Origin of the sequence: Rathayibacter sp. AY1B8, assembly GCF_002932775.1 — a bacterium.
Classification (GTDB): domain Bacteria; phylum Actinomycetota; class Actinomycetes; order Actinomycetales; family Microbacteriaceae; genus Rathayibacter.
Map to the genome: position 1 here is coordinate 15,613 of NZ_PSWJ01000017.1, position 20,513 is coordinate 36,125.

The following is a 20,513-nucleotide window of genomic DNA, read 5'->3' on the forward strand; positions in this document are numbered from 1 at the left end:
CCCCGAGGTCCGCCGCTACTCGTACTCTGCGTTGAGCTCGTCGAAGTCGTTCGTGATGATCGACAGCGGGGTGTACGGCGTGATGAGGAGGAGCGCCGGGTTCGCGCGACCCTCGCCGTAGTTGACGGTCAGCCACTGCGGGGTCGGGGAGGCCAGGGCGGCCTCGACCGCGGCGCGGAACTCGTCGAGGCTCCTGTTGTTGACGGTGTAGGCGGTGCCGTTGTAGATCAGGTCGATGCGCTTCACAGCTGGTCGCCCTTCGCCGGGGGACGCACCGGTTCGGCGGGTTCCGAGATCACGTACAGCCCGCCTGCGGAGTTCGCGAGGTCGGTGAGCGCGGAGATCCAGGCGGGGTTGATGCGGGGCATCCGGCCGCCGAAGTACTTGTAGCGGAGCGAGTGGGAGGGGTGGATCCAGATCGCGCTGCGGCCGTCGCCCATGCTGTGGTCGTCGCGCCAGCTGAGCAGGAACGACTCGTTGCGGCGCAGCTTCGCGGTGATGACGATCTGCAGGTGCGCGAGCACGCGGTCCTCGAAGTCGATCTCGACGGTCCCGTCGTAGTGCAGCTTCCCCATCGGCGTCTCCAGCCCCTGATCTCCGGCCGGCAGACGCCCGCCGTTGCCTCCACCCTTCCGCAGACCGGACGGATCCGACAACCCGGTCTGCCATTCTCTGCTCGATCTGTCCAGGTCTTCCGTCAGCGGCGGTCCTCTGTCAACCTCCTCCCTCCACGCAGCCGGCGCTGCCGAGCATGGGCGGCATGAAGCACATCCTCTTCGCCGACAAGACGATCCTGGTGGGGGACGAGGCGGCCGACGCACTCGTCGAGTACGCCGTCGCCCTCGCCTCGAAGGGCGCGGCCGACACCGTCGAGTACACGGGGATCGGCGCGGACGGCGGGACGGTCGACGCCACTTTCCTCGTGAACGCCGCGGCCGCCCTCATCGTCGAGACCACGCCGAGCGACCTGCCCGAGCCGGACAACGCGGCGGAGGTGGCACGGCTGCGCGAGCGGATCGACGCGCTCACCGGCGAGCATCCCGTGCAGCCCGGCGACGGCGAGCTGACCAGTGGTGCCGACTACGAGGACTCCTACGAGCAGTGAGTGGTTCCCCGTGGTGCGGACCCGGATGCGACCGGCGTCCGCTACCACTGCGAGGCTCCGCAGTGAACCCCCTGATCGGCTGAGGGGAGGCGGACGTACCGTGGCCCTGCGGGTCGCCGACGACACGATCACCGGTCGACCGCTACGGGCACGGCCGCGGGTCGGCCGGGGAGGACGGGCACGATGACCGGAGACCATCCCTTCTGGGTGCGCCTCGCGCGCAAGGAGCCGCAGTGCGCCATCGTGCGCGGCCGGGTCTTCGAGATCGGCGCCCCCGACGAGCGGGACGGCGCCTTCCTCCTCACGGTCTGGGAGAAGGGGCGGCCCGTCGGGCACGTCCTGAACGTGGATCCGCCCGCCTACAAGCCGTGCGGACCCGGGCACCCGGTCGAGCCGCAGCGGGTCGACGGGGTCGAGGAGCTGCTCGAGCTCCTGGTGCCCCAGCGCACCCGGCTCGCGGCGCACGGCTGACGCCATTCCCGTCCACGTGGGCCGCCCGGGTCCTGTGCACCGGGAGCGGGGCGAGCGCTGAGCACCCGCCGGCGGACGCCCGGGACGGGGGAGTCGTGCGGCCGGGCGGCGGCTGGCATCCTGACCTCGGTGCGACGAGCGCGCCCGCGAGGGGGAGCCCGATGAGCACCACCGAGGACGTCGACGACGGGACCGCTGAGTTCGGGTACCGCCCCTCCCTCACCCGCGGGATCGGCCGCTTCGGCAGCTTCGCCGCGGGCGTGAGCTACATCTCGATCCTGACCGGCACGTTCCAGCTCTTCTCCTTCGGCTTCGCTCTCGGCGGTCCCGCCTACTGGTGGTCCTGGCCGATCGTGTTCGCCGGGCAGCTCATGGTGGCCCTGTGCTTCGCCGAGCTCGCCGCCCGCTACCCGGTCGCCGGCTCCGTCTACAACTGGAGCAAGCGCGTGGCCGGGCCGACGGTGAGCTGGCTGGCGGGCTGGCTGATGGCCACCGCGTCCGTGGTCACGCTCGCGGCCGTCGTGCTGGCGTACCAGGCGACGCTCCCGCAGATCTGGAGCGGGTTCCAGCTCGGCGGCTCCGCGGGGGTGAGCGCGGTGGTCTGGGGAGCGCTGTTGATCGCGTTCACCACCGCGGTCAACGCGCGCGGCGTGCGCCTGATGGCCCGGATCAACAGCGTCGGCGTGCTGATCGAGCTCGTCGCGGCGGTGCTGCTGGTGGCGGTGCTCGCGGTGAACGTGGTGCATCCGCCGACCGTGCTCCTCGACACCAGCGGCTACGGCGGGAGCACGCCGGGCGGGTACGCCGGCGCGTTCCTCATCGCCGCGATCGCGTCGGCGTACGTCATGTACGGGTTCGACACCGCGGGCTCGCTCGGCGAGGAGACGGTCGACCCGCGCCGGACCGCGCCGACGGCGATCCTGCGGGCGGTGACCGCCTCCTTCGTCCTCGGCGGCCTCATCCTGCTCCTGGGCATCCTCTCGGCGCCCGACCTCGCCGACCCGGCGCTCGGGCAGGCGTCGGGCGGGCTGCAGCGGATCGTACTGCAGGTGCTCGGGGGCCCCCTCGGAACGGTCCTCCTGCTCTGCGTGGTCGTCGCGATCACGGTGTGCGCGCTGGCGGTCCACACCGCGGCCATCCGACTGATCTTCGCGATGGCCCGCGACAACGCCCTGCCCGGCAGCCGCGTGCTCGCCCGCGTCGACCCGCGGCGCGCGACACCGGTGGCGCCGGCGCTGGTCGTGGGGGTGCTCGCGGTGCTGATCCTGGTCGTGAACATCGGGACGCCGGCGATCTTCACGGCCGTGACGAGCGTGGCGGTCATCCTGATCTACCTCGCCTACCTGCTGGTGACGGTGCCGCTGCTGGTCGCCCGGCTCCGCGGCCGGTGGCCCGCAGCCGCGCCCGGGCGCTTCTCGCTCGGCCGCGCGGGCCTGCCGGTGAACGTCGTCGCGGTGCTCTGGGGCGCGGCGATGACGGTCGACCTCGCGTGGCCGCGCGTCGAGGTCTACGGGGAGGAGCTGCGCTGGAGCGCGGTCGTCGTGATCGCCGCGGTCGTCGGGATCGGCCTGGCCTGGTTCCTCCTCCGCGGCCGGCACCGCCTCGGCACCCTGCCCGCGCACGCGCTCCCCTCGCCGCCGCCGCGGGGCTGAGTCGCACGAGAAGGCCCGTTCTCGAGGGGGCAGGACGATCCTTTCCGGGCGACTCGGCGGCGGCACCGGGAGGAGGATGGGGGAGCGGGTGCTCGGCCGAGCGCCGCGGGAAGGAGCGCGCGTGCGGAACCGCCTGGCGACTCCGTCCCTGCTCGCGCACGCCGTGCTCATCCAGGCCGTCGCGTTCCTGCTCCGGCCGGCCGCCGTCTACCAGGCGATCCGGCTCGACGTGCCGGCCTGGGCGCTCGGGGCGCTCGGCGCCTCGTTCGCGCTGGTGCCGCTGCTGATCGCGCTGCCGGTGGGCGGGCTGGTCGACCGGGTCGGCGCCCGGGCCGTGATGGCCGTCGGCTCGCTCGTCGCGGTGGGAGCGGCCGCGGTGCTGCTCCTGGCGGGCGGGAGCGTCGCGGGGCTGCTCCTCGGCATCGCCCTGCTCGGCGCGGGGCACCTGGGCTGCGTGGTCGGGCAGCAGACCGTCGTCGCGGGCGGCACCGGAGGGACGCGGCTCGACAGCCGCTTCGGCTACTACACGTTCGCCGCGTCGCTCGGGCAGGCGATCGGGCCCGCATTCATCCCGGTGCTCGCGGGCGGCTCGGTGCGGCCCGACCCGGCGCCGCTGTTCCTCGTGGGCGGGATCCTCGCGGTGCTGCTGCTCGTCTCGACGGCGGGGATCCGCAGCCCGTCCCCGCGCGGACCCGCGGCGGAAGGGGCGGCGGCTCCGGGCTCGACGCTCGGTCTCCTCCGGGTGCCGGGCCTCGCGCGCGCCCTGCTGACCAGCGCGACCGTCGTCGCCGCCGTCGACCTGACCGTCGTCTACCTCCCCGCCCTCGGCGCCGAGCGCGGGCTCCCGGCCGGCGTCGTCGGAGCCCTGCTCACCGTGCGCGCGCTCGCGTCGATGGCCTCGCGGCTCCTCCTCGGCGCGGCCACCGCCCGGCTCGGGCGCACCCGGGTGATGGTGGGCGGCATCCTGATCTCGGCGCTCTGCCTGGTGCTGATCGCCCTGCCCGCGCCGACCGTGCTCCTCTTCGTCGCGGTCGCCGCCCTCGGCCTGGGCCTCGGGATCGGCCAGCCCATCACGATGTCGTGGCTGATCGAGCGGACCCCCGCCGACCGCCACGGCCGCGCCCTCGCGCTGCGCCTGGCCGGGAACCGCCTCGGGCTGATCGCCCTGCCCAGCCTCCTCGGCGTCCTCGCGGCAGCGGCCGGAGCGGGCGGTGTCCTCATCGGCACCGGTGCCGCGGTCGGCGCGACCCTCCTCCTGCTGCGCGGGGTGCGCCTGGACTGAGGTACCCGGGGCCGCAGCGGATCGGCGGCGCGAGCGGCGATGCCGGGCCTCGCAGTCGGAAGACCGGAGGGTCAGCTGCCCGGCTCCTCCACGCGGACGTCCTCGGCGGCCTTGTCGGCGCGCCAGCCGCGCCAGACCGGCTGGCGGAGGGTGCCGGAGGCGGTGCGCTCGCGGTAGCGGACCTCGCCGACCAGGACGGGCGACACCCAGTGCACGCCGCGCGACTCGAGCGGAGGGACGGAGACGGCGGGCTCCTCGGTGGCGTGCTCGGCCAGGCGGTCGACCAGTCCGCGGCGCTCGCGGTCGCTGAAGCCGGTGCCCACACGGCCCGAGTACGCGAGCCCGTCCTCGCCGGGGATCGCGGTCAGCAGCGCCCCGACCGACCCCTGGAGGCCGCCCTCGCCCTCGCGCCAGCCCACGATCACGACCTCCTGCAGCCGGTGGTGGGTGAGCTTGATCCAGTCGCGCGAGCGGCTGCCCTCCTGGTAGCGCGAGTCGCGGCGCTTGGCGACCACGCCCTCGAGGCCGAGGGTGCGGCTGGTGGCCATCGCCTCCTCCAGGTCGCCGTCGAACACGGACGGGACGTGCACGCGCTCGTTCTCGTCGACGAGCTCGACCAGTGCCGAGCGACGGGTGTCGTAGTCGCTCCCGGTCAGGTCCTCTCCTGCGCGCTCGAGCAGGTCGAAGACCATCAGGTGCACCGGAGTGGACCGGGCGGCCGCCTCGATCTCGCGCGGCTTCGTCAGCCCGCCGCGGGTCTGCAGGGCGCCGAAGTCGGGGCGCCCGCGAGCGTCGAGGGCGACGATCTCGCCGTCGAGCACGGCGTCGGCGGCGGCCTCGGCGAGCGGGGCGAGCAGGTCGGGGAACGCCGCGGTCAGGTCGTTGCCGTTGCGGCTCGTGAGGGTCGCGGTGCCGCCCTGCACCCGCACGAGAGCGCGGTAGCCGTCCCACTTCATCTCGATCGCGGCCCCGGGGTCCACGTCGCCGCGGCGTCCGGCCGTGGCGAGCATGGGGCGGTGGCGGCGCGGAGCGGAGTCCTCGGCCGGGCGGTCTGCGGAGGGTGCGGGGCGGGGAGCGGGCGACGCGGCGGACGCGGCCGCCCGGCCCCGTCGCTGCGTCCCGTGCTCGTGAGCGGGACCCGGCGCCATCAGGTGCAGGAGCCAGTTCTTCTCGGCGTCCTCCCTCGAGCCCGTGTGCAGCAGGGCGTAGCGACGGGGCTCGCCGCCGAGCCCGCCGTCGGGGCGGCCGGTCAGCACCGCGATCACCTCCTTCCCCTCGCGCCACTTCTCGAGCGCGTAGGTGCCCTCGTCCCAGATGCGCACCTCGCCGCCGCCGTACTCGCCGGCCGGGATCGTCCCCTCGAAGGTCGCGTACTCGAGGGGGTGGTCCTCGGTCTGCACCGCGAGCCGGTTGGGGTCGCCCTCCAGCGGCGGGCCCTTCGGCACCGCCCAGCTGACCAGGACGCCGTCGTGCTCGAGCCGGAAGTCGTAGTGCAGGCGCCGCGCGTGGTGCTCCTGGATGACGAAGGAGTCGCCCGAGGAGGAGCCCGCGGACCCCGCCTCGGGCACCGGCTCCGGCGTCCTCGACGCGTCGCGCATGCTGCGGTAGGTCGCCAGGCGGTCGGAGGAGGCGTCCGTCGCGGCGAAGCCCGCCATCCGCTCCGGGGTCGGCTCGAGCCCGGCACCCCGGGCGGCGAGCAGCGGGCGGAGGAGGTCGCCGTCGCTCCGCAGCCGCTCCACCACCTCGTCGGGCGACAGGTGGCGCAGGTTGTCGGCACCCAGCTCCTCCCACGTGCGGGGCGCGGCGGCCGCCGGCCTGAGGCGCCCGCGGAGGGAGTAGGGGGCGATGGTCGTCTTCGCCGCGCTGTTCTGGCTCCAGTCGACGAGGACCTTGCCCTCGCGCAGGGTCTTCTTCATGTCCGAGACGACGAGGTCGCGGTGGTCCGACTCGAGCGCGCGCGCCAGCTCGTGCGCGACCGCCGAGATCTGGTCGCTGGAGGCGGAGGCGTCCAGCGGGCAGTAGAGGTGGATCCCCTTGCTCCCGCTGGTCACCGGCAGCGGAGCCAGCCCCATCCCCTCCAGCAGGTCGCGGGCGAGGAACGCGACCTCGGCGCACTCGGCGAGTCCGGCACCCTCGCCCGGGTCGAGGTCGAGCACGAGGCGGTCGGGCGGACGGCGCTCGCCGTCGGAGCCCACCCGCCACTGGGGGACGTGCAGCTCGAGCGCCGCCTGCTGCGCCAGCCAGGTGAGCCCGGCGACGTCGTCGACCAGCGGGTACTCGACGTCGCGCGACGAGTGCGCGAGCCGGGTCCGGCTCAGCCAGTAGGGGGCGGAGGAGGGGAGGTTCTTCTCGAAGAAGACCTCGCCCGGATGCTCGGCGGTGCCCACTCCGTCGACCCAGCGCTTCCGGGTGACCGGGCGGCGCGCGAGATGGGGCAGCATCGCGGAGGCGACGGAGGCGTAGTAGGAGAGCACGTCGGCCTTGGTGAAGCCCGTCTCCGGGTAGACGACCTTGTCGAGGTTCGTCAGCCGCAGCCTCCGCCCGCCGACCGAGACGATCTGCTGCGAGGCGGCCATCCCCCCATGGTGGAGGCAGGCGCGCGCCGAGGGAACCCCGGACCATCGCGGGAACCCGCAGCAGCGGGCTCCCTCGACGACTCGGGGTTCCCTCGGCGGCGGGGAGTAGCGTCGACGCACCACGTCCGAAGGAGCCCTCCGTGCCCGACACGATCGCCGACATCCCCCTCACCACGATCGACGGCGCCACGTCGACCCTCGCCGACTACCCGCCGGTGCGGCTGATCGTCAACGTCGCCTCCCGCTGCGGCCTCGCCCCGCAGTACGAGAAGCTCGAGGCCCTGCAGAAGAGCTACGGGGAGCGCGGATTCACAGTCCTCGGCTTCCCGAGCAACCAGTTCCTCCAGGAGCTGAGCGACGAGGACAAGATCAAGGCGTACTGCTCGACGACCTGGGGGGTCACCTTCCCGATGTTCGAGAAGGTCCGCGTCAACGGCCGCTCGGCGCACCCGCTCTACGCGGAGCTCACCAAGGCGGAGGACGAGAACGGCAAGGCCGGCCGGGTGAAGTGGAACTTCGAGAAGTTCCTGATCACGGCCGACGGCACGGTCCACCGGTTCCGCCCGACGGTCGAGCCCGACGACCCGCGGATCGTCGACCTGATCGAGGCGTCGCTGCCCGTCTGACCCCGCTCAGCGGCGGGCGCGGGGCGGAGCACCCCGCCCGTCGCGGATCAGCGGTCGCGGAGCCCCAGGGCAGAGCGGGCGTCCGCGGGGTCGACGCCCTCGGGGCAGACGATGTCCGAGACGTCGAACGGCGTTGCGCGCGAGAACGGGATCATCTCGATCCCGTCGACGTGGCGCAGCAGCACGAGGCCGCCCTCGCCCTCGCGCAGGCTCCGGCGCACCTGGCGCAGGAAGATGCCGGCCATGTCGAGCTCGACGACGAAGGAGCGGCCGCTCACGTCGATCCGGCAGCCGATGACCGGCTGGGAGCCGACGGAGACGGAGTCCGGCACGCGGCGCGGCTCGATCGGCTGCTCCTTGCGGAGCGTCCGCACCGGGGTGAGGGTGGGCAGGCCGGTTGCTCGCGCGGTGTCCGTCATGGTCGTCTCCGTCCGTCGACGTCCGCCGATGGTTCCGGGGACGTCTTCTCGACGGTACTTCGCGTCCCCCGCAGAGGGGACGGGGTTGACGGCCGCGCGATCAGGGGGCAGCGGGGCCCAGGAGCAGCGGAGCTCAGGAGCCCTGGCGCTGCTCCTCGGGCTCCGGCAGGACCGAGAGCTCGCCGTGCATGCTGGCGACGCTGAGCATCTGCTCGATCCACGCGCGGTTGAGCTTGGGCTGGTGCGCCTCGGTGAAGCGGAAGTGCAGCGGCACCGACGGGTGCAGCCAGACGGAGCTCCGGCCGTGTCCGGTGGAGGCGTCCTCCATCCACGAGAGCGAGAAGGCTTCGTTGCGGCGCAGCTTCGAGAGGACGGCGACCTTCAGGTGCGCGAGGACGCGCTCCTCGAATTCGATCTCGAGGTTCTGCGGTCCGTAGATGAGCGTGGCCACGGGCCCCCTTCGTTCATCGGGCCGGCCCTGGCGGACGGCTCCTCGGGGGACGGTATCCGCTCGGACCCCGGTGCGGGGAATCGGGCGGGAGACACGCCGGACCCCCATTGACAGTCCCGCGGGCGGGACGTAGCACTGCCGGGCGTGCTGGGCGCCACGTTAGCCGACGCATGTAGCGAGAGTCGATGCTCCGTCGCGGATCTCCCGTCGGCCGGGGCCGGCCCGGGAGCGAGCGCGGGCACCTCCGGCTGCCGGCCGCGCCGCTCAGGATCCCGTCACGGCCAGGCCGGCGCGTCCCACCCCTCCTGCGGAGTCGCGCAGGTGCCGCGGAAGACGTACTGCGACGGAAGCTTCCGCTGGTGCGAGGACCAGTCGATCGCCGGCCGCCGCTGCTCCGGAGGCAGGTAGCCGAGCCGGTACACCGCCATCAGCTCGAGCTCGTCGGGCACGGCGAGCAGCGACTCGATCCGCGCCCATGCTCCCGGCACCTCCATCGGGAACGACACGAACTGGATGCCCATCCCCAGCTCGACCGTGCTCAGCCAGACGTTCTCCATCGCGGCGCCCATGCTGAACACCGAGTAGAAGGAGGAGAGCTCGCCCGGCCGGTACTCGGAGCGGTCGAGCATCACCCCGAGCAGCAGCGGCGATCCCGCGACGAGCCGGCGGTTCTCCTCGCCGAGCGTCTGCGGGACGCGGAGGGAGTTCATCAGGAACTGCCCGCGCTTCGTGAAGACCTGCTTCGTGAAGGGGCGGAGCGGAGCCGGCAGCTTGTCGAACAGCATCCCGTCGCGCCGCCGCTCCATCTCCTCGCTGCTGAAGCGGAAGTAGGGCTTGTAGCGCTCGAAGAACGTGCCGTTCGACATCGCGGTGGTCATGCTCTCGCCGCTGATCGCGGCGATCCGGTCGATCGTCTCGCGCTCCTCGACGAGCACGAACCGCCACGGCTGGCTGTTGAGCTGCGAGGGCGCCCGGCCGGCCACCTCCATCAGGAGCCGCTGGTGCTCCTCGGAGACGGGGTCGGGCAGGAACGCGCCGTTGGTGGTCTTCCGGCGCCGGACGACATCGAGGAACTCCATGCCTCGATCCTGCCCCGATCGATCGCGCAGAGGGGGAGCGGCGGCGGCCCGGGGCGCGCGCGGTACCATCGAGGGTCCTGTGCAGGCTCGAGGGAAGCGGTGGAACGGTGAAGACGAGGGTCATCTTCTACCTCCTCGGAGGTGTGTTCGTGCTCGGCGCGGGCATCAACTCGGTCGTGGGCAGCGGCTTCTCGGTGCCGAACCTGCTGACGATGCTCTGCGGCGCGCTGATCCTCGCGATCGCGGGCTGGCAGGCGCTGCGCTCCTACCGCTCCGACCCCGACCGCGACGTCGAGCCCCCGCGCTAGAAGCCGGGGCGCGTCAGCGCAGGGCTGACCCGGCCCTCAGACGCTGGAGCACGCTTCGGCGCCGCTGCGGTCGCCGCGTCCGCCCGAGAGCGGCGAGCACGAACGGAGCCGCCGCCAGCGCGATCGCCGGGTGCCGGCGTCCGTGCGTCCCCGCGAAGGGGATCACCGCCAGCGGGACGGCGGCGGGAGCCAGCGCGGACGCGGCGCGGGTGTCCGACCGTCGCAGCGTCGCCCAGGCCAGAGCGGTGAGCGTCGACGTGCAGATGTAGAGCGCGTGATGGATCCAGTGCCAGCGGCCCGTGCGGAGAGCGCCGGTGGCGACGGCGGTGCCGAGGGCGCAGTTGGCGGAGTAGCTGACAGCGGCGGCGCGCAGCCAGAGCGGACCGGAAGCGCTCACCCTCCGCCGCGTCCTCACACCTCGCCCCGCGCGAGCAGCAGCCGGTAGGGCGCCGCGCGCTCGACCCGCCACCCCTCGGGCGCCACAGCCCGCAGCTCGGCGGCGGTGAAGCTGCGCCGCACCGACAGCGACCCGTCGTAGTGGAGGAACGAGCCGGCCGCGATCGGTCGCGTGGCCAGCAGGTAGGCCGTGTAGGCCAGCCGCGAGCGCTCGATGTCGTTGTGCAGTGCGCGCGGGGCCAGGCGCTCGCTGTCGGCGAGCAGGTCGGCGAGTGATTCCGGCGACAGGTGGTGCAGCACGTGGTTGGAGGTCACCAGGTCGAAGTGCTCGCCCTCGGCGACCAGGTCGGCGCTGCTCGCGCGGCGGAACTCGACTCCGGGCGGCGCGGGCGTCGACGTGGCGAAGGTGGAGGCGCGCTCGTCCGGATCGACGGCGGTGATCGCCAGGCGGAGGCCGTCCTCGCGGGCCCAGCCGGCGAGGGAGCGGGCGACGTCGCCGCCTCCGGAGCCGATGTCGAGCAGGCGGAACGGCTCGTCGGGCCGCAGCAGCGGACGCAGGCGCGAGCGGTAGAGGCCGCGCCACCCCGAGACCAGCCGGTTCACGGTGCCGAAGCGGGCGTAGGTGGCGTCGAGCAGGGTGCGGTCGCAGTCCGGGTCGTCCATCAGCTCCTGCTCGGAGACCTCGCGGTGGCGCAGGTCCGGCGCGAGAGGGGCTCGCGGAGTCACTCCCCGCCCCGCTTGGTGAGCAGCGCGAGCTCGACGGTGAGGCCGGGCCCGAACGCCATCGCGCCGATCCGCTCGCCGTCGGCCGCCTCGCCGTGCAGCAGGCGCCGCAGGATGAAGAGGACGGTCGCGCTCGACATGTTGCCGTTGGTCCGCAGCACCTCGCGCGACGGGGCCAGCTGCTCGTCGCTGAGGGCGAGCGAGGCCTGCACCTTGTCGAGGATGCTGCGGCCGCCGGGGTGGATCGCCCAGCGCCGCACGTCGCTCCGCTCGACCTCGGCGCCGGCCAGCAGCGGGGCGACGGCCGCCTCGATGTTCGCTCCGATGATCGAGGGCACGTAGGTGCTCAGCCGCATCGAGAAGCCGTGGTCGCCGATCGTCCACGCCATCTCGGTCTCACCCTCGTCGGTGAGCGTCGTGGCGAGCGCGTCGAGCTCGAGCACCGGGGTGCCGGGCGCGGCCTCGCGGGCGGTGACGACGGCCGCCGCACCGCCGTCGGCGAAGACGGAGGTCGCGACGATCTGCTCCGGGTCGTTGGAGCTCGTGAGGTGGATGGTGCACAGCTCGACCGCGACGACGAGGACGACCGCCTCCGGGTCGGCCTCGCAGAACTGGCGGGCGGCGCGCAGACCGGGGAAGGCGCCGTAGCAGCCCATGAAGCCGAGGTGGAAGCGCTGCGTCGAGGGCGCGAGGCCGAGGCGGCGGACCAGCTGGTAGTCGGGCCCCGGAGCGTAGAAGCCGGTGCAGGAGACGGTCACCACGTGGGTGACGTCCTCGGCCGTCATCGACGCGGATGCGAGGGCGCGGCGGGCCGCCTCTGTGAAGAGCTCGGGAGCGCGCTCGGTGTAGACGGCGTTGCGCGCGGCGGTCCCCGGATCGAGCACCAGGCCGCTCCCCGCGTCGTAGAAGACGCTCGCGCCCTCCCGCTCGACCCGGTCGAGCTCGTCGACCACCGTGCTGCGGGTGTCGATGCCGGACGCGTCGAAGGCCGCGCCGATCAGGCGGGACCCGAGCCGGGTCATCGCGGGCTGGGACGCGAAGAGGTCGCGCACCTCGGACTGGCGCAGGACCGTGGTCGGCACCGCCGTCTCGATGCTGCGGATGTGCACACTCACCCGCAGGAACCTATCGCGGAATCCTGCGGGTGAGCGGTGCCCTGGAGCGTGATCAGAGGATCGGCTTCCCGCCGGTGACGGCGATCGTCGACCCGCTGATGTAGCTCGCCTCGTCGGAGGCGAGGAGGACGTAGGCGGGGGCCACCTCGGCCGGCTGCCCGGGGCGGCCCAGCGGGACCTGCTCGCCGAACTCGGCGACGGCCTCCTCCGGCATGGTCGAGGGGATGAGCGGCGTCCAGATCGGGCCGGGCGCGACGGAATTGGCGCGGATGCCCTTCTCGCCGAGCGCCTGCGCGAACGAGGCGGTGAGGCTGAGGATCGCCGACTTCGTGGCGGCGTAGGGGAGCAGCTGGTACGACGGCTGGTCGGACTGCACCGAGCTCGTCGCGATGATCGATGCGCCCTCCTTCAGGTGGGGCAGCGCCGACTTCACGAGGTGGAAGTAGGCGCTGATGTTCGTCGCGATCGTGCGGTCCCACTCCTCGTCCGGGATGTCGGTGACGCTCTCGCGGCTCATCTGGAAGGCGGCGTTGCTGACGAGCACCTCGAGGTGGCCGAAGCGCTCGACGGTCTCGGTGACGACGGCGCGGCAGTGCGCCGGGTCCTGCAGGTCGCCGGGGAGGAGCAGCGCCTCGCGGCCGGCCTCCCGGACCCACTTGGCGGTGTCCTCGGCGTCGTCGTGCTCGTCGAGGTACGAGATCGCCACGTCGGCGCCCTCGCGCGCGAACGCGATCGCGACGGCCTTGCCGATGCCGCTGTCGCCGCCCGTGATGAGGGCGACCTTGCCGCTGAGGCGGCCGGTGCCGCGGTAGGTGGTCTCGCCGTGGTCGGCCTTCGGCGTCAGCTCGGCCTCGGTGCCGGGCGGTGTCTGCTCGGGGGATTCCGGAGTCATGACTCTCCCTCTCGTGTCGTCGGTCGGTCCCTCCATGCAAGCGGGTGGGAGGGAGGGGGCGCAGGGGGTTGACGCCCGGACCGCTCCGTCGTGTCGTCAAGCCCGCGACACCGAGGGCTCCCTGGGTCTTGACTGAGCGTGTCGCCCTTCTTCGGGGCGCTCGGCCAGGAGGTTCGACATGAGCACGACAGACAGGGATCCGGCTGACGGCGGACTGCCGCGACGGGCAGAGGGCTCGGCGGCGGGCGGCACGGCGCGCATCGACTCCGCGGGGGATACGGGAGCGGCTGCGGCGACGGACCGCTCCGCGACTCCGGACCGTTCCGCCTCCTCGGACCGTTCCGCCTCGACGGACCGCTCCGACTCCGCGCACTCGGTCCCCGAGCACCGCGCGCCCGTCGACCCCGACTCCGCCGAGGCGAAGCAGGCCCGTGCGGCCGCGCGCAAGGACATCCACCAGCGCGAGCGCGACCGCTTCGGCGGCTTCAAGATCGGCTGCGCCTTCTTCGGCTGGCTCGCCGCCACCGGACTCGCCGTCCTCCTGACCGCCCTCGTCACCGCGATCGGGGCCGCCGTCATCGGCACCCAGGACGTCACCGGCGACCTCGCGGCCGACCCCGCCGCGTTCGGCTGGGCGGGCGCGATCGCCCTGCTGGTCATCCTCCTCGTCGCCTACTACTGCGGCGGCTACGTGGCAGGCCGCATGGCCCGCTTCAGCGGAGCGAAGCAGGGCGTCGGAGTGTGGGCCTGGGCGGTCGTCGTCGCGATCGTCGTGGGCATCGTCTCGGCGATCACCGGCGGCAGCCAGGCGCTCTCCGCGGTGAGCGGCTTCCCGACGATCCCCCTGGACGCCGGCGACGCCACGGCCGCGGCGGTCGTGACGGCGCTCGCCGCCCTGGTCGTCGCGCTGGTCGGCGCCGTGCTCGGCGGTCTCGCCGGCATGCGCTTCCACCGCCGCGTCGACCGCGAGGGCCTCTCCGGCCTCGCCGTCTGACGCTCCCGTCCCTCCTCCCTCCGCGAGACGCCGCTCCGGTACGCCACGCACGCCGTGCCGCGCACCGGAGTCGCAGCTCGCGGAGGGGAGGTAGGGTCCTTCGCGTGACGGGGGAGCGAGGGACGCGGCTGGCGGGCGAGCTGCGGGAGTGGGACGCGGGCGCGCTCGCGGACCTGCGGGACGAGTACCTGGCGTTCCTCGAGCAGCGCGGCGGGTCGGCGCTCGAGCGCGACGGCGGATCCGAGCACGTCACGGCGAGCTGCTTCGTGCTCTCGCCGAATCTGGCGCAGGTGCTGCTCTGCTTCCACCGCAAGGGCCGGTTCTGGGTGCAGCTCGGCGGTCATGTCGAGCCCGGCGACGACTCCACGGCCGACGCGGCCCTCCGCGAGGCGCGGGAGGAGAGCGGAGCGGCACGGCTGCAGCCGCTCGGCGTCCTGCCCCTCGACCTCGACCGGCACGCGCTCGGCGACGGCTTCGGCCGCTGCTCCCGACACTGGGACGTGGGCTACGGCGCGATCGCCGATCCGGACGCTCCCGTGACGGTCAGCGACGAGAGCGACGACGTGGCCTGGTGGCCGGTCGACGCGCTGCCCGCCGAGGTGCCGCCGGGGTTCGCCGAGCGGCTGGCCGGGGCGCTCGCCGCGGCGCGGCTGCTCCGCGGTGCGGGGTCGCTCGGCGGCTGACCGAGGCCCGCCTCCACCCACTCCGCGTCCCGGCAGCGCGCCTGCGACGAGTCCTCCCCGTGACTCCGGCGCCGTGCGGCACGATGGGGCGATGAGCAGCACCGCTGACCCCGTCGTCGTCCTCGCCGGTGCGAGCGGATTCCTCGGGACGGACCTCGCCCGCCGCTTCACCGCCGACGGCTGGACGGTGCGGAGGATCGGCCGCTCCGGGCCGGACGCGCGCTGGGGCGACACCGTCGGCATCACCCGCGTGCTCGACGGTGCGCGCCTCCTGGTGAACCTGGCCGGCAAGAGCGTCGACTGCCGGTACACCGCGGCGAACCGCGCCGAGATCCTCCGCTCGCGCGTGGCGACCACCGCGGAGCTGCACCGGGCGGTCGCGGCGGCCGCGACTCCTCCGCCGGTCTGGATGAACGCGAGCACGGCCACGATCTACCGGCACGAGGAGGAGCGGGCGAACACCGAGGACGAGGGCGTGCTCGGCGAGGGCTTCTCGGTCGATGTGGCGCGGGCGTGGGAGTCGGAGTTCTTCGCCGGGGAGACGCCCGGCGTGCGGCGCGTGGCGCTGCGGATGTCCATCGTGCTCGGAGACGGTCCGGCGACGGCGATCCTGCTGCGGCTGGCGCGGCTCGGCCTCGGCGGTCCGCAGTTCGACGGGCCGTGGCCCTCGACGCGCGCGCGCCGCGAGGCCGGCGTGCACCACGAGCACCGGCGCACCCGCGGCCGTCAGCACTTCAGCTGGATCCACGTGGAGGACGTCCACCGGTCGATCCGCTTCCTCGAGGAGTCGACCCTCGACGGGCCGGTGAACCTCGCGTCGCCGAATCCGAGCGACAACACCGAGCTCTCCCGGCTGCTCCGCGCCGCCGTCGGCCGCCGGATCGGCGTGCCGGCTCCGCGCTTCGTCCTCGAGCCCGCGACGCTCCTGCTCCGCACCGAATCCGAGCTCCTGCTCAAGTCCCGCTGGGTCGTGCCCGCCCGCCTCGAGGACGCCGGCTTCACCTTCGCGCACCCCCACCTCGCCGAGGCCCTCCGCACCCTGGCCTGACCCGCCCCCCGCGAGGCGACCGACCTCCGCCGCGAGCCCGTGTCGCGGAGGTCCGAGTCCGAGCGCGGGTCCACTCCACCCCCGGCCACCCTCGAGGCGTCGACCGGAACGCGTGCCGAGCGTGTCGGACGCGCCGATCGCTCCCCGAGACCCGGCCACTCTCCCAGCCGACTGCGCCACGCCGCGCGGGGAGCGGCGTGGCCGACATCACGCTGAGGTCGCGCTACTGCGCGACCTTCGCCGCGATGTCGCTCCGATACAGCCCGCCGTCGAGGTGGATCAGGTCGAGCGCGCGGTACGCCCGCTCCCGCGCCTCGGCGAAGTCGGCGCCGCGCGCGACGACGTTGAGCACGCGGCCGCCGGTGGCGACGAAGCTCCCGTCGACCAGCTGGGTCGCCGCGTGGGCGATGGTGACGCCGGGGACGTCCGCTGCCGCGTCGAGTCCGGTGATGGTCCGTCCGGTGACGGCGTTCTCGGGGTAGCCCTCGCTCGCGAGGACGACGGTGACGGCGACCTCGTCCGTGAACGCGGGCCACGGGACGGAGGCGAGCGCGCCGGTGGCCGCCGCGTGCAGCAGCGCGGACAGCGGGGAGGCGAGGCGGGGGAGGACGACCTGGGTCTCGGGGTCTCCGAAGCGGGCGTTGAACTCGATCACGCGCAGGCCCGCGTCGGTCACGATGAGGCCGCAGTAGAGGAGTCCGACGAAGGGGGTGCGCTCGCGCTCGAGCTGGCGGATGGTCGGGATGGCGACCGTGTCGATCACCTCGTCGACGAAGGCGCGCTCGCTCTCCCAGCGGTCGGCGAGCCAGGGGAGCGGGGAGTAGGCGCCCATGCCGCCGGTGTTCGGCCCCTCGTCGCCGTCGCTCAGGCGCTTGAAGTCCTGCGCGGGGGAGAGGGGGACGACGTCGTGGCCGTCGGAGAGGAGGAAGAGGGAGACCTCCTGGCCGGCGAGGAACTCCTCGATGAGGACGTCGCCGGACTGCAGCCAGAACTCGGCGTGCGCGATCGCGGCGCTGCGCGACTCCGTCACCAGGACGCCCTTGCCCGCGGCGAGGCCGTCGGCCTTGACGACCGAGGGGAGTCCGTACTCGTCGATGGCGCGGGTGGCGTCGACCAGGGTGGAGACGCGGGTCGCGCGGCCGGTGGGCACGCGGGCCATGTCCATCACGCGCTTCGCGAAGGTCTTCGAGCCCTCGAGTGCGGCGGCGGCCCGGTCGGGGCCGAAGGTGGGGATGCGGCGCTTGCGCAGCGCGTCGGCGACTCCGGCGACCAGGGGCGCCTCGGGGCCGATGACGACGAGCTCGATGCCCTGCTCCACCGCGAAGTCGCTGACCAGCCGGGGGCTGTTCGTGTCGAAGTGGATGACCTCGACGTCGCGCGCGATGCCGGCGTTGCCGGGCGCCGCGATGATCTCGTGGTGCTCCTCCTCCGCGAGGAGAGCCGTGATGATGGCGTGCTCACGGGCACCCGAACCGAGGACGAGGATCTTCACCCTGACAGGATAGGGCGCCCCGCGCCGGGGCTGGTCCCTGTGACGTCCTCCTCCGCAGGGCGGCGCTGCGGACGCCGACACGCCGGGCGGAGCCCCGCGGAGGCCTCCGGGAGCGAGCGGCGGCGGCAGGATGGGTGGATGGCCAAGGGCAGGATCGACGAGGCGAGCGGGCAGTCCGCGGTGCGGGCGGCGCTCGCCGGAGGAGCGGACCGGAACACGACGGCGACGGCGGTGCGGTTCCTCCTGCAGATCATCGAGACGAACGTCCCCGGACGCAGCGTCGAGGTGCGCGTTCCGCCGTTCGGCGCGGCCCAGTGCGTCGAGGGCCCGGGCCACACCCGCGGGACTCCGCCGAACGTGATCGAGATGGACGCGGCGACCTGGCTGCCGCTCGCGACCGGCTCCCTGCCGTGGAGCGAGGGCCTCGCGAGCGGGCGGATCCACGCCTCCGGAGTGCGCGCGGACCTCACGCCGTTCCTCCCCATCCTGCGCGTCGGCTGAGCGTCGGCGAGTTAACTTCTCGTAAACGCGGCGGCGAGCCGTCGTCAGAACGTTTGACCTGGGCTCCGCCGTCGGGTTGTCTGGGAATAACCCCCTCACGCGGCATGAATCCTCTCCGGATCCACCGCTCGATGCTTGGAGTCCCCTTCACGATGCGCAGTACTTCCCCGGGCCGACGCGGCCTCACCCGACTCCTCTCCGCGACCGCCGTCGGCGCCGTCGCCGGAGCGGCCCTCCTCGGCGCCACGCCCGCCGCGGCGGCCGAGGGCGATGTCGCCATCGACATCCTCTCGATCAACGACTTCCACGGGCGGCTCGCCGCCGACCGCGCCGTCGCCGGAGCCGCAGTGCTCGCCGGTGCCGTCGACTCCTACCGCGCCGCCAACCCGAACACGCTGTTCGTCTCGGCCGGCGACAACATCGGCGCCTCGACCTTCGTGTCGAAGGTGCAGGGCGACATCCCCACGCTCGACTCGCTCAACGCGATGGGCCTCGACGTCAGCACGCTGGGCAACCACGAGTTCGACCAGGGCCGCGCCGATGTCGACGGCCGCGTCGTGGACGCCTCGGCGTTCCCCTACGTGAACGCGAACCTCTACGACACCGCGACCGGCGAGCGCGCCTACTCCCCGTACGTGATCACCGAGCAGGACGGCGTCTCCGTCGCCTTCATCGGCGCGATCACCGAGGACCTCGGCAAGCTCGTCAGCCCCGCCACGATCTCGACGCTCTCCGTCGAGCCGATCGCCGAGAACGTCAACGAGGTCGCCGCGCAGCTCCAGGACGGCGACGCCGCCAACGACGAGGCCGACGTGGTCGTCCTGCTCCTGCACGAGGGAGCCGACGCCGACGCGGCCGAGCTGAACACTCCGGAGGCGGACCCCAAGTTCGGCGCGATCGTCGACGCGGTCGCCCCGAACGTCGACGCGATCGTCTCGGGCCACAGCCACCAGGAGTACGACGCGGGCATCGACGCGGGCCGGGCCTTCCCGACCGTCGTGTCGCAGACCGGCAGCTACGCCGAGAACATCGGCCGCATGTCCCTGACCGTCGACCCGGCGACCAAGCAGCTCACGTCGCTCACCAGCGAGGTCGTGCCGCTGACGAAGGTCGTCGACGACCCGACCTCCGACGACCCGGCCAAGACGATCGTCGTCGGCGCCTTCGAGCCCGACCCCGAGGTCGAGACCATCGTCGCCGACGCCCAGGCCGTCGCCGTCCGCGAGGGCAGCGTGAAGGTCGGCACCATCACCGAGGACATCTCGCGCGCCTACCGCCCGGACGGCACCACGACCAACCGCGGCTCGGAGTCGACCCTCGGCAACCTCGTCTCGGACGCCCAGCTGTGGGCCACCCGTGAGCTCGGCACGCAGATCGCCTTCTCGAACGCGGGCGGCCTGCGCGACGACCTCTCCTACACCGCGACTCCGGACCAGCCCGGCGACGCGGACGGCGTGGTCACCTACGCCGAGGCCTCCGACGCCCAGCCCTTCGCGAACACACTGGTTACCCTGCAGCTGACCGGCGAGCAGATCTCCGACCTGCTCGAGGAGCAGTGGGTGGGCAGCTCCAGCCACCCGCAGCTGAACCTCTCCACCTCGAAGGACCTCACCTACGTCTTCGACGCCACGGCGCCCGAGGGCTCGCGCATCTCGCAGGTGTTCTTCCAGAACGAGCCGATCGACCCGGCCGCGACCTTCACCGTCGTGACCAGCAGCTTCCTCGCGAGCGGCGGCGACGGCTTCAGCACCTTCACCGAGGGCACCGGCACGGCCGACTCCGGCCGCATCGACCTGGACGCCTTCGTCGGCTACATCCAGGACCTCGGCACCGTCAGCCCCGACCCCGTGCAGCGCACGATCGGCCTGACCGACAACGTCCCGGACTCGGGCGAGTACGCGGTCGGCGACACGATGACCGTCGACCTCTCCTCGCTCCTGTTCAGCACCGGAGCCGCGGCCGACACCACCGTGACCGCGAGCGTCGACGGCACCGTCGTCGGCACCGCGACGATCGACCCGACCCGGGCCGTCACCGACGACTCGACCGGTCGCGCCTCGTTCTCGGTCCCGATCGACGAGAGTCTGGCGGGCGGCGCGCACACCGCGACGTTCGTGCTCGACACCACCGGCACCGAGATCAGCGTCGGCTTCGCCGTCGCGGCCGGCGCCGGAGCGGGCACCCCGACTCCCGGACCGACCACGGAGCCGACCACGCCGCCCACCACGGGCCCCGCGCCGACGCCGACCACTGCTCCGGTCGCCGGCTCGCACCACCTCGCCGAGACCGGAGTGGACGCGACCCCCGCGTTCGCCGCCGGGATCGCCGCTCTGCTGCTCGGTCTGGGCATGACGGTCGCGCGCCTGCGCCGCCGCACCGCCGCGAAGTAGCCGCACCGCGCGCACGACGGGCCCTCGACTCCGGTCGGGGGCCCGTCGTCGTGTGCGGGCGAGCCGATGGTCGACCCCCGGGAGCCGTGGCGGGGGGGCGCTCCCCGAGGAGCGGCAGCAGCCCCCGGAGACGCGAGAACGCCGCCTCCCGGTCGGGAGACGGCGTCGGAACGCGATGAGGTGCTGTCGCGGAGCGGCGGGGCTCAGTGCTGCGCGGGGACCTGACGGTAGCCGTCGCGGCTGGCGACGAGCACCGTCGACACCGTGCCCCACGCGGCGAGGCCACTGAGGACGACGAGGATTGCGATGC

Annotated in this window: 22 protein-coding genes; 11 read left to right on the forward strand and 11 right to left on the reverse strand. The window is 73.5% G+C overall.

The features are described from left to right. Positions 1-15: 15 nt before the first annotated feature. Positions 16-246: a hypothetical protein gene (locus C5C63_RS11095; protein WP_104326058.1), complete on the reverse strand. Its 231-nt coding sequence runs from the start codon at positions 244-246 to the stop codon at positions 16-18. Next, on the reverse strand, positions 243-575 hold the full coding sequence (locus C5C63_RS11100; protein ID WP_104233818.1) for an ATP-dependent DNA ligase: 333 nt from the start codon (positions 573-575) through the stop codon (positions 243-245). The genes C5C63_RS11095 and C5C63_RS11100 overlap by 4 nt, the downstream gene beginning before the upstream one ends. 185 nt (positions 576-760) lie before the next feature. On the opposite strand from C5C63_RS11100, the gene C5C63_RS11105 reads away from it, so the two are divergent. The 4 genes from C5C63_RS11105 (at position 761) to C5C63_RS11120 (ending at position 4,510) form a co-directional block, all read left to right on the forward strand. Next, entirely contained in the window at positions 761-1,105 is a 345-nt protein-coding gene (locus tag C5C63_RS11105; protein WP_104326059.1) for a hypothetical protein, read from the forward strand. Positions 1,106-1,288: 183 nt separating this feature from the next. After that, positions 1,289-1,576 (forward strand): hypothetical protein, encoded by a 288-nt coding sequence (locus C5C63_RS11110; RefSeq protein ID WP_104223782.1) that lies wholly within the window; start codon positions 1,289-1,291, stop codon positions 1,574-1,576. Positions 1,577-1,737: 161 nt separating this feature from the next. Beyond that, a complete protein-coding gene (locus tag C5C63_RS11115) occupies positions 1,738-3,228 on the forward strand; it encodes an APC family permease (protein WP_104326060.1) in 1,491 nt (496 codons plus the stop codon). A gap of 121 nt (positions 3,229-3,349) precedes the next feature. Next, positions 3,350-4,510, forward strand: a complete 1,161-nt coding sequence (locus tag C5C63_RS11120) for an MFS transporter (RefSeq protein WP_258065438.1) — start codon at positions 3,350-3,352, stop codon at positions 4,508-4,510. Between the two features lie 71 nt (positions 4,511-4,581). Here C5C63_RS11120 and C5C63_RS11125 read toward each other — a convergent pair whose 3' ends face one another. Further along, the gene (locus C5C63_RS11125) at positions 4,582-7,086 is read right to left on the reverse strand and encodes an ATP-dependent DNA ligase (RefSeq protein ID WP_104326061.1); all 2,505 of its coding nucleotides are present in this window, start codon (positions 7,084-7,086) and stop codon (positions 4,582-4,584) included. 140 nt (positions 7,087-7,226) lie between these two features. On the opposite strand from C5C63_RS11125, the gene C5C63_RS11130 reads away from it, so the two are divergent. Beyond that, a complete protein-coding gene (locus C5C63_RS11130; protein WP_258065439.1) occupies positions 7,227-7,712 on the forward strand; it encodes a glutathione peroxidase in 486 nt (161 codons plus the stop codon). 47 nt (positions 7,713-7,759) lie between these two features. Here the strand turns inward: C5C63_RS11130 and C5C63_RS11135 are convergent, their stop codons facing one another. The 3 genes from C5C63_RS11135 to C5C63_RS11145 form a co-directional block, all read right to left on the reverse strand. Continuing rightward, positions 7,760-8,131 (reverse strand): hypothetical protein, encoded by a 372-nt coding sequence (locus C5C63_RS11135; protein ID WP_104326062.1) that lies wholly within the window; start codon positions 8,129-8,131, stop codon positions 7,760-7,762. Positions 8,132-8,264: 133 nt separating this feature from the next. Continuing rightward, the gene (locus C5C63_RS11140) at positions 8,265-8,582 is read right to left on the reverse strand and encodes a hypothetical protein (protein ID WP_244229547.1); all 318 of its coding nucleotides are present in this window, start codon (positions 8,580-8,582) and stop codon (positions 8,265-8,267) included. A 275-nt stretch (positions 8,583-8,857) separates the two neighbouring features. Further along, a complete protein-coding gene (locus tag C5C63_RS11145; RefSeq protein ID WP_104326063.1) occupies positions 8,858-9,661 on the reverse strand; it encodes a nitroreductase family protein in 804 nt (267 codons plus the stop codon). Positions 9,662-9,768: 107 nt separating this feature from the next. Between C5C63_RS11145 and C5C63_RS11150 the strand changes: the two genes are divergently transcribed. Beyond that, positions 9,769-9,969: a hypothetical protein gene (locus C5C63_RS11150; RefSeq protein ID WP_104223776.1), complete on the forward strand. Its 201-nt coding sequence runs from the start codon at positions 9,769-9,771 to the stop codon at positions 9,967-9,969. 13 nt (positions 9,970-9,982) lie between these two features. On the opposite strand, the gene C5C63_RS11155 is transcribed toward C5C63_RS11150, so the two are convergent. From C5C63_RS11155 to C5C63_RS11170, 4 genes are read right to left on the reverse strand one after another with little or no spacing between them, the layout of a single operon-like run. Then, the gene (locus C5C63_RS11155; RefSeq protein WP_104326064.1) at positions 9,983-10,366 is read right to left on the reverse strand and encodes a hypothetical protein; all 384 of its coding nucleotides are present in this window, start codon (positions 10,364-10,366) and stop codon (positions 9,983-9,985) included. 14 nt (positions 10,367-10,380) lie between these two features. After that, positions 10,381-11,091, reverse strand: a complete 711-nt coding sequence (locus tag C5C63_RS11160; protein WP_258065440.1) for a class I SAM-dependent methyltransferase — start codon at positions 11,089-11,091, stop codon at positions 10,381-10,383. Continuing rightward, positions 11,088-12,203: a type III polyketide synthase gene (locus C5C63_RS11165; RefSeq protein ID WP_104326065.1), complete on the reverse strand. Its 1,116-nt coding sequence runs from the start codon at positions 12,201-12,203 to the stop codon at positions 11,088-11,090. Before C5C63_RS11165 ends, C5C63_RS11160 begins: the two co-directional genes overlap by 4 nt. Positions 12,204-12,255: 52 nt before the next feature. Beyond that, entirely contained in the window at positions 12,256-13,095 is an 840-nt protein-coding gene (locus C5C63_RS11170; RefSeq protein ID WP_104233826.1) for an SDR family oxidoreductase, read from the reverse strand. Positions 13,096-13,273: 178 nt separating this feature from the next. Between C5C63_RS11170 and C5C63_RS11175 the strand changes: the two genes are divergently transcribed. The 3 genes from C5C63_RS11175 to C5C63_RS11185 all read left to right on the forward strand — a co-directional run bounded on the left by C5C63_RS11175 (position 13,274) and on the right by C5C63_RS11185 (position 15,820). Beyond that, the gene (locus C5C63_RS11175) at positions 13,274-14,089 is read left to right on the forward strand and encodes a hypothetical protein (RefSeq protein WP_258065441.1); all 816 of its coding nucleotides are present in this window, start codon (positions 13,274-13,276) and stop codon (positions 14,087-14,089) included. A gap of 104 nt (positions 14,090-14,193) precedes the next feature. Then, complete coding sequence (locus C5C63_RS11180; RefSeq protein ID WP_258065442.1) at positions 14,194-14,772, forward strand: NUDIX hydrolase; 579 nt, start codon at positions 14,194-14,196, stop codon at positions 14,770-14,772. A 91-nt stretch (positions 14,773-14,863) separates the two neighbouring features. Beyond that, entirely contained in the window at positions 14,864-15,820 is a 957-nt protein-coding gene (locus tag C5C63_RS11185) for an epimerase (protein ID WP_104226810.1), read from the forward strand. A gap of 223 nt (positions 15,821-16,043) precedes the next feature. Here the strand turns inward: C5C63_RS11185 and purD are convergent, their stop codons facing one another. Then, the gene (purD, locus tag C5C63_RS11190; RefSeq protein WP_104223771.1) at positions 16,044-17,312 is read right to left on the reverse strand and encodes a phosphoribosylamine--glycine ligase; all 1,269 of its coding nucleotides are present in this window, start codon (positions 17,310-17,312) and stop codon (positions 16,044-16,046) included. Positions 17,313-17,450: 138 nt separating this feature from the next. Between purD and C5C63_RS11195 the strand changes: the two genes are divergently transcribed. Together C5C63_RS11195 and C5C63_RS11200 are read left to right on the forward strand one after the other, a co-directional pair. Further along, positions 17,451-17,813 (forward strand): sterol carrier family protein, encoded by a 363-nt coding sequence (locus C5C63_RS11195; protein WP_104223770.1) that lies wholly within the window; start codon positions 17,451-17,453, stop codon positions 17,811-17,813. A gap of 104 nt (positions 17,814-17,917) precedes the next feature. Further along, positions 17,918-20,203: a bifunctional UDP-sugar hydrolase/5'-nucleotidase gene (locus C5C63_RS11200; RefSeq protein WP_104292522.1), complete on the forward strand. Its 2,286-nt coding sequence runs from the start codon at positions 17,918-17,920 to the stop codon at positions 20,201-20,203. Positions 20,204-20,513: the final 310 nt, after the last annotated feature.

What these genes read in the sequence shown, in the direction of transcription:
- C5C63_RS11100 (WP_104233818.1), bottom strand. Translation starts at nt 575, where the DNA reads ATGGGGAAGCTGCACTACGACGGGACCGTCGAGATCGACTTCGAGGAC.
- C5C63_RS11105 (WP_104326059.1), top strand. Translation starts at nt 761, where the DNA reads ATGAAGCACATCCTCTTCGCCGACAAGACGATCCTGGTGGGGGACGAG.
- C5C63_RS11110 (WP_104223782.1), top strand. Translation starts at nt 1,289, where the DNA reads ATGACCGGAGACCATCCCTTCTGGGTGCGCCTCGCGCGCAAGGAGCCG.
- C5C63_RS11115 (WP_104326060.1), top strand. Translation starts at nt 1,738, where the DNA reads ATGAGCACCACCGAGGACGTCGACGACGGGACCGCTGAGTTCGGGTAC.
- C5C63_RS11125 (WP_104326061.1), bottom strand. Translation starts at nt 7,086, where the DNA reads ATGGCCGCCTCGCAGCAGATCGTCTCGGTCGGCGGGCGGAGGCTGCGG.
- C5C63_RS11135 (WP_104326062.1), bottom strand. Translation starts at nt 8,131, where the DNA reads ATGACGGACACCGCGCGAGCAACCGGCCTGCCCACCCTCACCCCGGTG.
- C5C63_RS11145 (WP_104326063.1), bottom strand. Translation starts at nt 9,661, where the DNA reads ATGGAGTTCCTCGATGTCGTCCGGCGCCGGAAGACCACCAACGGCGCG.
- C5C63_RS11170 (WP_104233826.1), bottom strand. Translation starts at nt 13,095, where the DNA reads ATGACTCCGGAATCCCCCGAGCAGACACCGCCCGGCACCGAGGCCGAG.
- C5C63_RS11175 (WP_258065441.1), top strand. Translation starts at nt 13,274, where the DNA reads ATGAGCACGACAGACAGGGATCCGGCTGACGGCGGACTGCCGCGACGG.
- C5C63_RS11185 (WP_104226810.1), top strand. Translation starts at nt 14,864, where the DNA reads ATGAGCAGCACCGCTGACCCCGTCGTCGTCCTCGCCGGTGCGAGCGGA.
- C5C63_RS11195 (WP_104223770.1), top strand. Translation starts at nt 17,451, where the DNA reads ATGGCCAAGGGCAGGATCGACGAGGCGAGCGGGCAGTCCGCGGTGCGG.
- C5C63_RS11200 (WP_104292522.1), top strand. Translation starts at nt 17,918, where the DNA reads ATGAATCCTCTCCGGATCCACCGCTCGATGCTTGGAGTCCCCTTCACG.